This is a genomic window from Rhodococcus sp. 1R11 (assembly GCF_004563845.1).
Classification (GTDB): domain Bacteria; phylum Actinomycetota; class Actinomycetes; order Mycobacteriales; family Mycobacteriaceae; genus Rhodococcoides.
Genome location: NZ_SPNG01000009.1, coordinates 1 through 15952, shown reverse-complemented (window position 1 = coordinate 15952; position 15952 = coordinate 1). Strand labels below are relative to the sequence as shown.

Here is a 15952-nt window from a genome sequence, read left to right as displayed (position 1 = left end):
TTTCTCGGTCGATGTCGAGCTTTGGGCCACAAATCCGAAACCAATTAATGGCACCGTTACACGGGCACCGGCTGCGTAACCTGCGCCTTACTCGCCGCGCATCCCGGCCCTGGCCGTATCGATCGGACTGCCGTCTCGACGCGGCGGCCCGTACCCCTCCGAAGACCCGTCGACAATGCGAACCTCGTCCTCCCACGGAACTCGGTAGGTTCCGTCGGCGAGATCGCGGACGTAGGTGTACGGGCAGTCACGCGCCCCTCCATCGAGCGCGGTGTACCCACGATGCCCCAGTTGATAGATGTTGTTCTCCACTCCCCACTCGCGACGTGCCGCGTCGGCCCTGGCCGGCTCGATCGACACGGTCACCACCCGATCGGGTGTGGAATCGCCGCGCTCGATGATCGTTCCTTCGTAGTCGCACACCATCGCCTCCCCCATCGACGGGATGCCGTTGCCGTCCTCCCCCGCCAAACAGACCGAGGCAGTGTACGCCAGGTTGTGGAATGCATTGGCCTCGTTGGTGATACGCCAGGACTGCCGAAGAGGGAACTTGTAGCCGGCCGTGCGCAGCAACACGTTGGCACCGCGGTAGCTCGCTTCACGGGCGACTTCGGGGAACATTCCGTCGTGACAGATCAACAGCGACAACACCGAACCCTTCGGTCCCGGGCAGACCGGCAGACCGATGTCGCCGGGCTCCCAAGGCTCCTTGGGCGTCCAGGGGTGAAGTTTGCGGACGTACAGGGCAATCCCACCCTGATCGTCGACGATTATTCCTGAGTTGAACGGCGCTCCACCGGGGTTGCGTTCCATGATGCTGAAGCACCCCCACACCGTCGACTCACGGCACGCGTCGCGCAATCGCTCCACCTGCGGACCGTCCATGTCGCACATCACCTCGTCGGACGCCCACGACGATTTGCGTAGACCGTGCAGCGAGTACTCCGGGAAGACCACGAGGTCGAGCGCCGCGAACCCGGCCTTCGCCTCGCGCAGCTGCCTGCACACGCGATCGGTCGTCGCGTCGACATCGTCCAAGCTCGTGATCAGCGGAACCTGCTGCTGAACCAGGCCGAGCGTGAGTGACGTCGGCGACGGATTGAGACCACCAAGACCTGTCATCTAATGTCCGTTCCTAGGGGCAACTTGTTGCGCAAACGATTGCGCACGGTGCTAGCTTAGGGGTCATCAGGGGTCGGGGCAGCGCCGACGGAGGATCGAGGGGAACCGCCAGTGGACAGCACCAGTTCGGGGAGCGTCACGCTCAAAACGGTCGCAGCGGCTGCGGGAGTGCATGTTTCGACCGTCTCTCGTGCTCTGCGACGCGTTGCGCTCGACCCGGCAGGTGCGAGCGCCGGAGATCTGCGATTGTTCGAGCTGGCCCGCGATATGGACTACGTCCCCAACCCCAACGCGGCGAGCTTGACCACCAAGAAATCCACTGCGTTCGGAGTACTCGTCCCGCGATTGACCGATGTGGTGCTCTCTGCGATGTACGACGCCATCGAGGAAACAGCGAACCGTGCCGGGTACGAGACCTTCGTCGCCAACACCCACGACGATCCGATTCAGCAGCGTCGACGCATCGACCTGTTGCTCGGCCGCAACGTCGACGGCCTCATCTTCGGTGATGCTCGCCTCGACAGCGAGAACCTCGAACTCCTCCAGCGCCGAGGGATCAAGTTCGTGCTCATCAGCCGCAGATACCCGGGAATGACCTCCGTGACGTGCGACGACCATCGGGGCGGCTACCTCGCCGGTGAGCACCTTGCCGGACTGGGCCACACCCGAGTGGGGATCGTGTCCGGCCCGGCGTGGGCCAGCACCGGAATCGACCGCTTGGAGGGCTGCCGCGCTGCCCTCCGCGACGCAGGCATCGACGTTCCGGACGAGTACGTACGGGAAGAGGGGTTCGATCCCGATGCCGGAAGGCGCGGGGCGAGCGACCTTATGTCGCTGCCGACTCCCCCGACGGCGATCTTCGCGACCAACGATTTCAGCGCCATCGGAGTGCTCGGCGTGCTGCGTGAGTCGGGTCTGCAGCCAGGACGCGACGTAGCCGTCGTCGGCTACAACGACATCTCGATCTGCAGCGAGTTGACCGTTCCGTTGACGACGATTCACAGCCCACACCGCGAAATCGGCACGCGCGCAGCAGAGATGCTGCTGGCGGTCACCCATGGACTTCCGGTGTCCTCGATGGCGTTGACACCGACCCTCGTCGTGCGCGACTCGACGGTTCCAGGACGGAGTCGTCTCTCACCCGTCGAGAGGACGACCGCGGATCAACGCGTCGGTACGTGACCGAGGCGGAGCCGTCGCCGGTCCTCGCTCGGTGACCGCAAGTGCTGCAGCAGCATTGGCTCGCAGTGCCGCGTCGTACAGACCGAGCCCACGGGACAGCCCTGCCAACAACACCCCGGCGTGAGCATCGCCCGCGCCGTTCGAGTCCACCGCCTGCACCTCGAACCCCGGAACCGATTGCGACGTTCGTCTACCGCCCGCGATTCGACAACCGTCCGGACCGGTACGGACTACCACCGCCGCATCGGGCCGCACCCTCGTCACCAATTCGGCCGCGATGGAATCGATATCGACCTCATCCGTCATGAGCATGCCCTCGCGTAGATTCACGCTCACGATGTCGGCACGGGCGAGAACGGCGTCCACCACGTCGCGGTTCAGCGTGGCGATCAATGGGGACGGATCGAACAGCACCGTGACGTCTGCGGGAAGCGTCGGCAGCCACGCGGTCAATGCTGCGGCGTTGCTCTCGTGCGCCAACCCGTAGCCGGTGACGTACACCAAGTCTGCACTCCGTACCCCTGCCGCCTCGAGGTCCCCGATACTCAGTTCCGCCTCGGCCCCCGGGTAGGTCACGAACGTGCGCTCGGTGTTCGCATCGACGAGGGCGATACAGAATCCCGAGTCCTGTTCAGCCGGTGCGGTATTGACTATGCCGGCACCGCTGGCGGACAGAGCTTCGCGGACGATCGAACCATAGTGACCGGACCCGTATCTGCCGGCGAAGATCACCGGCAGATCATCACGAATCGCGGCGACCATCACGTTGAGTCCACCGCCCGCGGTCTCGTTCAGTGACGTCGCTACGACGTCACCTCCCGGAACCGGCACTTCGGGTACGGCCATCACCACGTCGACGATCACCTGACCGGTATGGATCAGTCGCGGACTCACCGAGAGACCGTCTCGGTCCGCCGCGCTCCACCGGTGACGAGATAAAGCCCGGCGGCGATCACGAACGACGCCACCCAGCCGAGTCCGTTGTCACCGATCCAGCTGCCGGACAGCGGTCCGGTGTAGATCACGTCGCCGTCCACCGTGATCGCAGTGAACAGGAAGCCCACCACGATTCCCGCCGCCCAGCTCGCGAAGGCGTACCAGTTGACTCCGCCGGTGTACCAGTAGCGACTGGTGTTGCCCACGTTCATGATCGATGCCGCGTCGTACGTCTTCCGTTTGATCATGTCAGTCATGAACACACCGAGCCATGCCGTCAGAGGTACGGCGAGAACCGAGATGAAGGTGATGAACGGTCCGTAGAAGCCGTCGGAGATCAGCATGAAGTAAATGGCGCCGACGAACGTGACGAAGACGTCGACTCCGACCGCATAGACCCGCTTGATCCGGAAACCGAGGGTCAACGTGGTGAGACTGGCCGAGTACACCGAAAGGTGGTTGGACAACAGCAATCCGCCGAATGCGGTGATCAGATACGGAACGGCCATCCAGGCCGGCAGAATTTCTCGGATTGCCGCAACCGGATCCGATGCGGACGCAAGGCTGTTGTCGCCTGCCGACAGCAGCGCGCCGAGTCCGATCAGCAGAACGAGGGGAATTCCGGCTCCGGCCGCGCTGGACAGCACCAACGAGCCGGCTCCCACACTCTTTCGTTGATATCGCGACATGTCGGCTCCGGCATTCGCCCAACCGATACCTGTTCCAGCAGCGATGGTTCCGACACCGATGACCATCGCACTGATGGATCCGGCCGGGGTACTGGTCACTGCAGTCCAGTCGACGGTGGCGATCAGGAAGATCGCGACGAAGATATTCAGCGCACCGAAAATCCACGTGGACCAGCGTTGGATGACGAGGATCGCCGCATGCCCCAGACCGCTGACCACCAGTGTCAGCACGATGAAGACGACAATGGAGACGATCGTGACGAACGCATGATCCTTCGCGACGCCGGATCCACCGAAGATCAGTGTGAATATCGACAGCAACACGAATGCCGCGGTCGTGGTGTTGACGGTTTCCCAGCCGAGCCGCGACATCAGCGAGACCAATGTGGGGCCGATGTTTCCGCGAACCCCGAAGGTGGCCCGCGACAACGTGAGACTGGGTGCCCCGCCACGTTTGCCGGCAATCGACACGATTCCGACGATGGCGAACGAACCCGCCGCGCCCACCAGGGCGACAATCAATGCTTGCCAGATATTCAGACCGGTGAAGACCACCAGGGTGGCCCCGAGCGGTAGACCGAGAATGGAAATGTTCGCGGCGAACCACACCCAGAACAACTGCAGCGGATTACCGTTGCGTTCGTCGTCCGGGACGGGCTCGATCCCCCGAGTTTCCAGCGACAGTACGTCGACTGTCGTGTCCGATGCAGACGTGGAAGCGGATGAGGTCATGGTTGTGCTCCAAGGGTGAGTCGAACTGTGTCAGTTCGTGTTACGGAGAGCAAGCAGTCGATCGACGATGGGCTCCAGATCGAGCTTGTTCACGTCGGTTACCGTTCGTATCGCTTCGCCGGGCCACGCTGCCAAGCCGCCGACGGCGCCGCGAATTGCGCCGGCTATTGCTGCGATCGTGTCGGTGTCGCCGCCGATGGTGGCGGCTGTCAGTACGACGTCCCAAGGGTCGTCGTACGCAACGGCCAGAGCGAAGGCCGCTACCACTGATTCCTGTGACGCGACGGAGGTGCCGATGACGTCTGCCACTGTGTCCGTGATGTGCCGGTCGGTGGATTTCCCGACCAGCTCGACTGCCCAACGAATACGGGCTGCGATGTTTCCACCGGCGACCCAATACCCACGGGTGGCCCCCTCGGTGGCCGCGGCGACACCGATGTCGACCGCCTCGTGCAATTCCGCACCCGCGATCCCGGCGCTGACGGCTCCGGCAACCGCTGCGGCGGAGGCTATTCCGAGAGACGTATTGTGGGTGACGAAGCTGCAACTGTAGATCGCGTCGACGAATGGCGCGATACCGCCGTCCAACGATGCCGCAATTGCCGCGGGCGTTATTCGCATGGCCGCACCGTTGGTGCTGCCGAACTTGCCCGCCTCGTTCGGGTCCGCGCCGTCGAGTATTCGTTCCACAGCTCGCTTGGTCGACGGTCCGAGCAGGTCCAACGATCCGCGCGCGGACATCTCGGACTCCCACGCGATCAAGGCGTGGGCGAAAGCCGAGGGATCGACCCTACCGTCACCGTCGATGATCAACTGGGCCAACATGATCGCTTGCTCGGTGTCGTCGGTGATCGAGCCCGCCGACATGCCGTGCGCGATCCGCTGACGGGGACCGGCGGCGACGAATCCGCGTAGTTGGCCGTAATCCTCAGCAATGTCCCAGCGGCACATCGATTGTGTCGGCATTCCCAGCGCGTCTCCCAGCGCCAGGCCATAGAAAGCCCCGAGGGCGCGATCGCGTGAAGCAGACATCGAAACAGTCCTCGCAGAGAGTGGGGTCATCGGTCAGGAATTGAAAGTGAGATGGAGCCGGAAGCGGTCGGGCGCGAGCAGGCTGACGACCTTCTCGACGAACCGACCCGACGCGTCTCGACTGACACGAATGCTGTGCAGGTACGGGGTGCCCACCGGGACTTCGAGAACGGCTGCATCGGCCGCGTCGACGGGAACCACCGAGACCCATTGCTCGCCGCTGGCAGCCACGAGCCCCGCAGACCTCAAGGTTGCCGTCAGCGATTCTCCTAGCAATCCGTTCTCGGGCAGGTCCGCAAGCGAACCGAGCGCCGGAACACGGCTACGCTCCAGCGACACCGGTCGGCCGTCGACCACGTGCCGCACTCGGTCGACGGCAACGAAGTTCAGCGTGGAAGTACCGGCCTCGGCTGCCAACTCGGGGTCGACGATGCGCTCGACCCGGAGAGTGCGGGTGTGCATCTCGACGCCCGCGGAGGACAGGGCCCGCGCCCATCCGTCCGCAGTCTCGATCTGATGACCATCGAAGGTGACGAGTGATCCTATGCCGCTGCGCTTTTGGATGAGGTTCTGTTCTTCCAATTCGCTGAGCGCCGATCGGATGGTTCCGCGACTGACCGAGAACTCACGGGCAAGGTCGTTCTCTCCGGGCAAGAACGAGCCTGAGGGGATGTCGCCGGACTCGATGGTGTTCTTGAGCGAGGCGAGTACCTGTTGGCGCTTGTGCCGTGCGCGTTCCGGTGTGCGCTGAGTCATAGCGGGCTCGGTCATGTCAGTACCGTACATCCCAAGAATGAACCTGTACAGAGCCTGTTCATTTGGATGTCGCCATCGGCAGACAGCACGTCAGGACAGCCCCAGTCTTCGATGAGTGCTGGCAGGAATTTCGCCACGTGACGGAGATCGCGACGGGCCTCTACCTGGGCTTTGCTCTTGCGGTAGTGATCGCGCTGCACTTCTATGTTTCGTACACCCTCGACGCCGGGAAGGCGTCGAGAATGCGCACAGGCACATCGACCCCGAGGCGCGCTACTACATCCGAGGAGAAAAACTATGTCCACCACAGTGGCCGAACAACTCGTTCGCGGACTTGTCGACGCCGGAGTTCGGCGCATCTACGGAATCGTCGGCGACAGTCTCAACCCGGTGGTCGACGCGGTGCGTCGGACCGGAGGATCGGCCAAGGGCGGCATCGACTGGATCCATGTTCGCCACGAGGAAGCTGCGGCGTTCGCGGCGTCGGCGGACGCGCAGACCACCGGCACCCTCGCCGTCTGCGCCGGCTCCTGCGGGCCGGGTAACCTGCACCTGATCAACGGGCTGTTCGACGCACACCGTTCCGGCGCACCGGTTCTCGCGATCGCATCCCACATTCCCAGCAGCGAGATCGGGTCGGGGTACTTCCAGGAGACGCACCCCGATCGCCTGTTCGTCGAATGCTCGCTGTACAACGAGTTCGTCTCCACCGCCGAGCAAGCACCGCGCGTCTTCCGCGCTGCAATCAACGCAGCGATCACCGGCGGCGGAGTATCGGTGGTGACGCTCCCCGGTGACATCGCCGAGCTGGCCGCTGCCGGCGCAATGGATCCCATCGCCATTCCGTCGACTCCCGTCGTCACTCCGCCCGCCGCCGACATCCAACAGCTGGCCGACGCCATCAACAATGCCGAGAAGGTCGCGATCTTCGCCGGCTACGGCGTCAAAGGTGCCCATGACGAGGTCGTCGCATTCGCCGACACCATCGGTGCTCCCGTCGGACATTCGTTGCGCGGCAAGGAGTTCATTCAGTACGACAACCCGTACGACGTCGGCATGACCGGCCTGCTCGGCTACGGAGCTGCGCACGCCGGTATCCACGACGCGGATCTGTTGATCCTGCTCGGCACCGACTTTCCGTACCAACAGTTTCTTCCCGAGGATGTCGCGACCGCGCAGATCGACATCGATCCGACCAAGCTGGGTCGCCGTACCTCGGTGCGGTACCCCATCCACGGGGACGTCCGCGCAACTCTGAACGCGTTGCAGCCGTTGGTCACTCGCAAGACCGATCGCCGCTACGCAGAGAAGTGGTTGGACAAGCACAACGACCTGATGGGCAAGACCGTCGGCGCGTACACCCGCAATGCCGAGAAGCTCGTGCCGATCCATCCCGAGTTCGCCGCGTCCGTGCTCGACGATCTGGCCGACGACGATGCCGTGTTCACCACCGACACCGGTATGTGCAACGTGTGGACCGCCCGATACATCAACCCCACCGGCAGAAGAGCTTTCGTCGCGTCGATGCTGCACGGCTCGATGGCCAACGCGCTACCGCACGCCATCGGGGCGCAGTTCGCGCACCCGGGCCGTCAGGTCGTCTCCATCTCGGGTGACGGTGGATTCTCGATGATGCTCTCCGAACTCCTCACCGTGGCGATGTACAAGTTGCCGGTGAAGATCGTGATGTTCGACAACTCGACCTTGGGCATGGTCAAGGCCGAGATGCTCGTCGACGGCCTCCCCGACTTCGGCGTAGACGTGCCGCAGGTCGACTACACCGGAATCGCCAAGGCTGCGGGCATTCATGCGCAGCGCGTCGACCAGCCGGGTGATATTCGCGGCGCACTCGAAACCGCGTTCGCCACGGACGGGCCTGCCCTGGTGCAACTGATCACCGATCCGCTGGCTCTGTCGGTTCCGCCGACCCTGACCGGCGAGCAGCTCAAGGGATTCGCGCTCGCGATGAGCAAGGTGGTTCTCAACGGCGGTGTGGGGGAAGCAGTTCGGATGGCGAAGTCGAACTTGCGGAACGTTCCGCGCCCCTGATCCAGACCCGGCACCGGTGGTACTGCCTGTACCACCGGTGCTGTCGTCTACCGGATCTTGTCCCACAACTCCCGCTGCGCCGCACGAGGATCCTGCACCGACGCCGAATCCGCGTCGAACGTCATGACCGTTCGCTCCGGCCCGTACGGGGCCCAGCCCGGGTCGCCTCCCGTGACGAAGTCCACCCAGGCGCGGTGAGTTCGGTCGGCGAGTTCCTGTGGTGGGTTCGGTCCGAGGAGCAACCCACCGGTGCCTTCGGCGAGGTTGTCGAAGACGAACGGGATCTCGATCGCGTGGCAGGCACCGAGCTTGCCCTCGTACGACGGTGACGGCCGGGCGAATTCGTACATGTACGTCGGTGAACCCGAACGAGCCTCGGCGATACGGATGGCAGGAATCCGGAAGAACCAGTCGGTCATTGCGGCCATCATGACCTCACCTGCGGTGGCGTCGGGTGCGTCGGCGCGGTAGAGCTCGAGCACCCGGTCTGCGTCGGCACCCATGCCCGCCATGGCCATGCGCAGCAGATTCTCGTCGATGTGGCGGAACACCCCGCTGGGTACGAAGAACAGCGCGTGTTCGTCGGAGTTGGATCCGACCATGATCTCGACGTCTGCGGTGGAGTCGGCAGCGATCGCATCGATCGGCCGGTCCGGCACCACGTCACCGTCGATGTGCGGCTCGTACGCCATGACGTTGAGGACCAGCTCGCCCCACAGACGCGGATCGGGTTGTTTGGCAATGCGATTCGACAGCGCGGTCTGCGCGGCCGTCAAGTCCGCCACCGACACCGAACCGAAACCGTCGACGGTGGGTTCCACACCGAGGTCCGACGCCAACGCCGCGGTCACCTTCTTCGCGGTCTCCTCGGTCAGCACGTGGTGCCCGCCGCCGCTCTGCAGGATGGCGCGGCGGAACAGCCCCTTCGCGCGAGGCATCGACAGCAACGTGCCCACACTCATCGCGCCCGCCGACTCACCCGCAACCGTCACCTGAGCGGGGTCGCCGCCGAACGCCGCAATGTTGGCGGCCACCCATTCGAGTGCCGCAACCTGATCCAGCAGACCGCGGTTTGCGGGCGCTCCGTCGATCGCCAGGAATCCGTCGACGCCCAATCGGTAGTTGATGGTGACGCACACGATTCCGTCGCGGGCGAAGGCGGTCCCGTCGTACGTGGGTACCGCGCCGCTGCCGTTGGTGAACGACCCACCGTGAATCCACACCAGTACGGGCAACCCCGCGGCCTCGACGTCAGGCGTCCAGACATTCAAGTTCAGGCAATCGTCTCCGTCGATCGCCACCTCGGACAGAATCTGGTCGATCGGGCTGGGAAATCCGGGCTTGGGAGCCGTCGCGCCGAATTCGGTGGCCTGCCGGACGCCCTCCCACGACTCGGGTTGCTGTGGTGCCTGAAATCGGTGTGCACCGAAGGGCGGTGCCGCGTACGGGATTCCCTTGAAGGCGCTCACCCCCGCAACCGTGCGACCACTGAGTTTCCCTTGCGCGACCTCTACGACCGGGTTCATCGGTTCCTTTCGGTTTCGAACGTGAGAACTCCATAGTGCACTCCCGGCCCGCGTCGTCGACCCCGGTTGCGGTTATTCTCGACGGACCGCCCAAACCGGACATCGCGATCCGGAACTCGACCGTTTCGGAAGGCTCCACGATGGCCATCGATTACACCCGCAAGCCCTCCCAGCCCGCCCAGCCCGCCGCGTCGGTCAACCTGAGCAAGGTGACGCTGTCCAAGGCGTCGCCCACCATCAGTTTGACCAAGTCCGGAGAGAAGCAGGGGTCGATGCGCGTGAATCTGAACTGGTCGAGCGGCGCACCGGCCGCGCAACCGAAGAAGAAAGGCTTTCTGGCGAAGCTGGCCGCCGCGTCGTACGGCACCGGAGGGGTGGATCTCGACCTCGGCTGCCTCTACGAGCTGCGCGACGGTTCCAAGGGCGTCGTTCAGGCACTGGGAAACAGCTTCGGGTCGTTGCAGCAGCCGCCGTTCATCGCGCTCGACGGCGACGACCGCTCGGGTTCGGTCAGCGGCGGGGAGAACATGCATATCAATCTCGCCGACCCCGACAAATTCACGCGCATTCTGATCTTCGCGATGATCTACGACGGCGCGCCCAACTGGGCTGCGGTCGACGGCGTGGTGACCCTGTACCCCACCAGCGGTCCGCAGGTGGAGGTTCGCCTGGACTCGACCGAGAACTCGGCACGGATCTGCTCGATCGCGTTGCTGCAGAACACGTCCGCCGGGATCACCGTGACGCGCGAGGTGGAGTACATCCAGGGCAGCCAAGCCGATCTCGACAAGAAGTACGGCTGGGGAATGAAGTGGGCTGCCGGCCGAAAGTGAACTAGGAAGCTGGTTTCGGTTGCGGCGGAACCATTTCCAATCGCACACCGATCAGGCGAACCTCTCGGCTGTGGTCGAGGCGATCCACCAGGGCTACTGCGGCCGACGTGAGAGTCGCTGCATCGAAGGTTGGCGGGCCCTGAATCGGGGCGCTGACGGTATGCGTCTCGAACGGGGCGTACCGAATCTTCAATGCCGCGCGGACCGCGGGCCGGTTCTCGCTTTCGATGTCTGCGAGCACCGTCGACGTCAAATTCGCGACCTCGTCCCTGATCACGGTCCAATCGGCGACGTTGGTCTGGAACGTGACTTCCCGACTGTGTGATCGCGCGACCCACGGTTCGGACGTCACCGGGGACAGCTCGATCCCTTTACCCTTCGTACCGAGCCATGGCCCGATCTTCGGCCCGAACGCCGCGGCGAGGTCTGCGTCGTCCGCATCGGCCAATTCACGGACGGTGGTGATACCGAGTGCAGCAAGCCGTGTGGAAATCTTCTTGCCGATTCCCCACAGCGCATCGGTGCCACGCTCTCCCATCACCTCGTACCAATTGTCCTGGGTGAGTTGGTAGATACCCTGAGGCTTGTCGAAATCGGTGGCGATCTTCGCTCGAAGCTTGTTGTCCCCGATCCCGACCGAGCAATGCAGTCCGGTCGCATCGAACACCGCGTCGTGCACGGTCCTGGCGAATGTCCTCGGATCGTCGGTCTCGACGCCCAGGAAGGCCTCGTCCCAGCCGATCACCTCCACCACCACCCCGAGGGAACGCAGCGTGTCCATCACCGTCGCCGACGCCTCGTCGTATGCCGGCTTGTCGACGGGAAGAAAGACGGCGTCGGGAATCTTCTTCGCTGCGATCCGCAGCGGCATTCCGGATCCGACGCCCTTCGCCCGTGCCTCGTAGGAAGCCGTCGACACCACCCCACGCTCGGTCGGGTCTCCCCTGCCTCCGACCACGACGGCTTTGCCCACGAGGTCGGGGTTCCTCAGCACCTCGACCGCTGCGATGAATTGGTCGAGATCGACGTGCAGTACCCAGCGCCGCCGAGTGGCATCGGTCGACGCATGCTCGGTCGTGGTGGTCCCGGTCATGGTCACCAGTGTGCCCGTGGTGTCTCATGGCGCAATGACGAAATCGATATCTCGGACCATCGGCCGGATCGTGCTGGGAGCATTTCTCGTCTTCGCCGGTCTGAGCCATCTGTTCTGGGCACGCAGTACCTTCGCGGCCCAGGTACCGACATGGATGCCCGTCGACACCGACTTCGTCGTCCTGGCTTCGGGCGTCGTCGAGATCGTTCTCGGTCTTGCGCTCCTGTTCTGGACGGCTCGATCAGCACTCGTGGGATGGGTGGTGGCCGCCTTCTTCGTCGCCGTCTTCCCAGGAAACATCTCTCAATTCGTCACGCACACCGACGCGTTCGGCCTGGACTCGGATGCCGCACGCGGCATCCGGCTGCTGTTCCAACCTCTGCTGATCGTGTGGGCACTGTGGTGCACCGGTGCCTGGGCACAGTGGCGCGCCTCGAATGGGCGTCGCAGCAAGCGTCACTGAGCGGAGCTGTGCCCGGCGGGAACGATTCCATGGTGCAACAGAGCCACGTCGGGATGTGCGCGCGTACGGGATTTCCACGCATTCTCCCCGTAGTTGTCGTAGATGGGGTTGTCGGGATCGTCCTCGACGCCACGTGAGTGCCGTGCCAGTTCCGGTGGCAGCGTGATGATCGGTACGACGGCATCCAGTGCGGGACTGAGGAAGTACGGCACCGATACCCGGTCGGTACCCGGCCCGGGGGCAATCACGCGATGTCGCGTCGCCCGGAGGTAACCGCCCGTCGCCACCTCCAACAGCTCACCGATGTTGACGATGAACGCACCCTCCACCGGCGGCACATCGACCCAGGTGTCTGCGGCCGTCTCCACCTGCAAACCGGCCGAGTCGGGTTCGACCAGGAGCAGCGTCAACACCCCCGAATCCTTGTGCGCGCCAACACCCTGCGAATGATCCGGCGTTCCTGGGTAACGCACCACTTTCATCAACGTCGCCGGCGCAGTACCGAACGCGTCGTCGAACACGTGCTCGTCCGCGCCGAGAGAGGCCGCCCAATGTCGGAGCAGCGCGAGTCCGATCTGCGACACCGATCGCTCCCACTGCTCGAACGTCTCGCGGAAGCCCCTGGGTTCGGACGGCCACAGGTTCGGTCCTTGCAAATTCCAGTAGCCCTGCGCATGCTCGATCGCCGGCCGCTCGGGACCGATGTCGATCTGCTCGCGCCAATCGACCCGACCGTTGGTCAGCTCGCCGCCCACTCGCGAATAGCCGCGGAAGTGTGGGCTCTTCAGCTGACTGATCTCGTCCTTGACGGCGTCGGACACCGCGAAGAATGCCCGCGCCGAACGCAACACGTCGTCCATCCGGTCGGTGCCGATCCCGTGTCCGACGAGGTAGAAGAAACCCGAATCGTGGGCTGCCTCGCGCAGAGCCCGTCGGAAGGTCTGTGGGTCGTGTTCGGACGACGCGAGATCGAGAACAGGGAGCATGACCCGATTGTCCTCCGCACCTGACGCGTCGGCCAGCAGTGTTGAGATTCGATGAATCCCCGTGCCCGGATGCCAGACTGGACGTCATGAGCCCGGAAGCACTCGACATCACCGTCGTCGGTCACGGCGAGGTGACCTATCCACCCGAACAATGCACGTTGTCCCTGACGGTGCGTACCGACGGCCGCAGCGCCGAGTCCGCGTCGGAGCCTGCGGGGCAACTCGTACGTGAGCTCACTCGCCTCATCGAACCCCTCTACAACAGTGAACACGGGCCGATCGATCGATGGACCATCGATCAGGTTCGGCGTTCCCGTCACCGCCCGTTCAACCAGGACGGCGAACAACTTCCGTACGTCTATCAGGCCGAGGCGTCCGTCGAAGTGAAGTTCAGCCAACTCGACCTGGTGGATGCCTTCGTATACGCCGCATCCGCTCTCGACGGGGTCTCGATCGACCACTTCGACTGGGACCTCACCGAACCGAGCAGGAAAGCCCACACCCATGAGGTCCGCGAACGTGCAGTGCAGGATGCTGTATCCAAGGCAGAGGCATATGCGTCGAGCCTGGGAAGGGTGAATGTGACGGCCGTGGCCGTTGCCGATCCCGGGCTGCTGACGGGGTCTGCCGAACGCGGCGTCACCGAGCCGTCCCACCGCATGCTTGCCGCGAAATCCGGGCCCGCCGCGTTCGCCCTGAAGCCCGAGAACATCACGATCGCCGCCAGTGTGCACGCCAGATTCACCGCCTCCTGACGTAGCGCGCCTACCCTCGGCAACATGAACCGCGACGATGCCCGACGCCTCTGGCCCCGGCCACCGCTGCTGCCTCGTCCGATTCTGATGGACCAGCGGTGGGAACGACTCGTCTTTCTGCATTGGCGAGTACCGAGTTCGGTCGTCGCGCCGCTGTTACCGGATGGGTGCGTACCGGACGAGTTCGACGGTTCGTCGTGGGTCGGTCTCATCGGGTTCCACATGGTCGGTGCGGGTCTCGGATATAGGCACCCGGTCCCGTACTTCGGGACCTTCGGCGAGATCAATGTGCGGCTGTACTCGATCGACGCAGAAGGCCGACGCGGTGTCGTCTTTCGCTCCCTGGAGGCGACCCGACTCGCAGTGGTCGTGGGCACCAATGCCGCACGTATCCCCTACCGGTGGGCATCGATCGATATCGACGACGACCAGCGGACAATTTCCTACCGCAGCCGGCGGCTGACACCGCCCAAGCGCGGTGCGACGACGGACTTCGGCATCGTGCGGGGCACACGCGACATGTCCGACGACCCACTGGCGGTCTTCCTCACCGCGCGGTGGGGACTGCACACCGCGCTGGGCGGACGCCTGCTGTACGTACCGAACGTGCATCGACATTGGGCCCTGGTGGACGCTGAACCCACCCACTGCTCGGATCAGCTGGTTGCCGCTGCGGGTCTTCCGGGGGTCAGTACTCGACCACCCGACTCGGTGCTGTACTCGGACGGTGTCGCAACTCAGTTCGGCAAGCCCTATGTGGTGCGAGGTCGATAGAAGATGACGTGCCCCGACGACAACTCGACGACCCAGTCCCCGCCCGCGTCGGAACCAGCCGTGACGCTCTCCCGAAGCACCAGGTAACCCGCATCGAGCGGTAGGTCGAAATGCAGGCACGTTCCGTCGGAGAACTCTACGGAGGCATCGTCGCCGGTGGATATGCGAACGACCGTCGCACCGATCGAGGGCAGACCCTCTCGAGTGGATTCATCGTCACTTCGGTGTGGCGGTGCCGGCCACGATTCGACGGTGCCCTCGGCACCACACAGCACGGTGGACCCGTCGGCCGCACAGAATTCCCACGACTCGACCTCTGGTCGTGGACGGGCCACAACTCGCGTCCGTCCGTCGAATGTCAGACGGAGAACACCGGATTCGTCGAAGTCGGCATCCTCGCAGACGACACCGAGCAACGCGGCGAACGCACGAAGCCCCTCGAATTGGTTGTCTTCGTCGACGACGAGATCATCGACGACGACTTCACTGAACGCGATAGTGGCACCGCTGTCGAATTCGACGGTCAGGTCGAAATCGAGCAGGACCTTGCGGACGCGCTGGCCGTCGACGGGAAGTTTCATCGAACACGACTGTGCCACACGAATCCAGCGCGGTACACAGTGCGCACGCGTTCTTTCGATTGTGTTGTGTGGGTAGTGGTTTCGAATGCAAAATGCCCCTGACCGTGGAGGGTCAGGGGCATTTCGGGATGTTGTGTTCGGCGGTGTCCTACTCTCCCACACCCTGTCGAGTGCAGTACCATCGGCGCTGGAGGGCTTAGCTTCCGGGTTCGGAATGGGACCGGGCGTTTCCCCTCCGCTATGGCCGCCGTAACTCTGCGAAACAGTGTCACGAGCGAACCTGTCACCCACACTCACGTGTGGGGTGGCGGATTCGTGTATTCGGTTGTGTTACTGAACAACTCTTCGTGTGTTGTTTCAGATATTGCACAGTGGACGCGTAGCTTCTTTGTGGTAAGTCCTCGGCCTATTAGTACCAGTCACCTGCATACATTGCTGTACTT

The 15952-nt window shown here is 63.8% G+C and carries 15 protein-coding genes and 1 rRNA gene; 6 read left to right on the top strand and 10 right to left on the bottom strand.

Annotation, left to right across the window (positions count from 1 at the left end; all coding sequences use genetic code 11):
• Positions 1-87: 87 nt before the first annotated feature.
• A complete protein-coding gene (locus E4P29_RS16415) occupies positions 88-1122 on the bottom strand; it encodes a formamidase (RefSeq protein ID WP_135046294.1) in 1035 nt (344 codons plus the stop codon).
• Positions 1123-1233: 111 nt separating this feature from the next.
• On the opposite strand from E4P29_RS16415, the gene E4P29_RS16410 reads away from it, so the two are divergent.
• Positions 1234-2304 carry a LacI family DNA-binding transcriptional regulator gene (locus E4P29_RS16410; RefSeq protein WP_135046293.1) on the top strand — a complete coding sequence of 357 codons (1071 nt, stop codon included), beginning with the start codon at positions 1234-1236 and terminating at the stop codon, positions 2302-2304.
• Here E4P29_RS16410 and E4P29_RS16405 read toward each other — a convergent pair.
• Genes E4P29_RS16405 through E4P29_RS16390 form a run of 4 tightly spaced genes read right to left on the bottom strand, consistent with a single transcriptional unit; the run spans position 2260 to position 6464 of the window.
• Positions 2260-3198 carry a PfkB family carbohydrate kinase gene (locus tag E4P29_RS16405; protein WP_245154365.1) on the bottom strand — a complete coding sequence of 313 codons (939 nt, stop codon included), beginning with the start codon at positions 3196-3198 and terminating at the stop codon, positions 2260-2262. The genes E4P29_RS16410 and E4P29_RS16405 overlap by 45 nt on opposite strands.
• Positions 3195-4661: a cytosine permease gene (locus E4P29_RS16400; RefSeq protein WP_135046292.1), complete on the bottom strand. Its 1467-nt coding sequence runs from the start codon at positions 4659-4661 to the stop codon at positions 3195-3197. The genes E4P29_RS16405 and E4P29_RS16400 overlap by 4 nt, the downstream gene beginning before the upstream one ends.
• A 30-nt stretch (positions 4662-4691) precedes the next feature.
• On the bottom strand, positions 4692-5693 hold the full coding sequence (locus E4P29_RS16395; protein ID WP_135046291.1) for an ADP-ribosylglycohydrolase family protein: 1002 nt from the start codon (positions 5691-5693) through the stop codon (positions 4692-4694).
• A gap of 33 nt (positions 5694-5726) precedes the next feature.
• A complete protein-coding gene (locus E4P29_RS16390; RefSeq protein WP_209205438.1) occupies positions 5727-6464 on the bottom strand; it encodes a GntR family transcriptional regulator in 738 nt (245 codons plus the stop codon).
• Positions 6465-6746: 282 nt separating this feature from the next.
• Here E4P29_RS16390 and E4P29_RS16385 point away from each other — a divergent pair, with 282 nt between their 5' ends.
• Entirely contained in the window at positions 6747-8498 is a 1752-nt protein-coding gene (locus E4P29_RS16385) for a pyruvate dehydrogenase (RefSeq protein WP_135046290.1), read from the top strand.
• Between the two features lie 47 nt (positions 8499-8545).
• On the opposite strand, the gene E4P29_RS16380 is transcribed toward E4P29_RS16385, so the two are convergent.
• On the bottom strand, positions 8546-10024 hold the full coding sequence (locus E4P29_RS16380) for a carboxylesterase/lipase family protein (RefSeq protein ID WP_135046289.1): 1479 nt from the start codon (positions 10022-10024) through the stop codon (positions 8546-8548).
• A gap of 140 nt (positions 10025-10164) precedes the next feature.
• Here E4P29_RS16380 and E4P29_RS16375 point away from each other — a divergent pair, with 140 nt between their 5' ends.
• Entirely contained in the window at positions 10165-10857 is a 693-nt protein-coding gene (locus E4P29_RS16375) for a tellurium resistance protein (protein WP_135046288.1), read from the top strand.
• Between the two features lies 1 nt (position 10858).
• On the opposite strand, the gene E4P29_RS16370 is transcribed toward E4P29_RS16375, so the two are convergent.
• A complete protein-coding gene (locus E4P29_RS16370; RefSeq protein WP_135046287.1) occupies positions 10859-11950 on the bottom strand; it encodes a DNA polymerase IV in 1092 nt (363 codons plus the stop codon).
• Positions 11951-11984: 34 nt separating this feature from the next.
• On the opposite strand from E4P29_RS16370, the gene E4P29_RS16365 reads away from it, so the two are divergent.
• A complete protein-coding gene (locus E4P29_RS16365) occupies positions 11985-12413 on the top strand; it encodes a DoxX family membrane protein (protein ID WP_245154363.1) in 429 nt (142 codons plus the stop codon).
• Here E4P29_RS16365 and E4P29_RS16360 read toward each other — a convergent pair.
• Positions 12407-13399, bottom strand: coding sequence for a 2-oxoglutarate and iron-dependent oxygenase domain-containing protein (locus E4P29_RS16360; RefSeq protein WP_135046285.1), 993 nt, complete (start codon positions 13397-13399; stop codon positions 12407-12409). The two genes, E4P29_RS16365 and E4P29_RS16360, sit on opposite strands and share 7 nt — an antisense overlap.
• 86 nt (positions 13400-13485) lie before the next feature.
• Here E4P29_RS16360 and E4P29_RS16355 point away from each other — a divergent pair, with 86 nt between their 5' ends.
• Together E4P29_RS16355 and E4P29_RS16350 are read left to right on the top strand one after the other, a co-directional pair.
• The gene (locus tag E4P29_RS16355) at positions 13486-14154 is read left to right on the top strand and encodes an SIMPL domain-containing protein (RefSeq protein WP_135046284.1); all 669 of its coding nucleotides are present in this window, start codon (positions 13486-13488) and stop codon (positions 14152-14154) included.
• 24 nt (positions 14155-14178) lie between these two features.
• Positions 14179-14928, top strand: coding sequence for a DUF2071 domain-containing protein (locus E4P29_RS16350; protein ID WP_245154362.1), 750 nt, complete (start codon positions 14179-14181; stop codon positions 14926-14928).
• Here E4P29_RS16350 and E4P29_RS16345 read toward each other — a convergent pair.
• Positions 14907-15509, bottom strand: a complete 603-nt coding sequence (locus E4P29_RS16345) for a DUF6188 family protein (RefSeq protein ID WP_209205437.1) — start codon at positions 15507-15509, stop codon at positions 14907-14909. The two genes, E4P29_RS16350 and E4P29_RS16345, sit on opposite strands and share 22 nt — an antisense overlap.
• A 135-nt stretch (positions 15510-15644) precedes the next feature.
• Positions 15645-15761 (bottom strand): 5S ribosomal RNA (rrf, locus tag E4P29_RS16340).
• Positions 15762-15952: the final 191 nt, after the last annotated feature.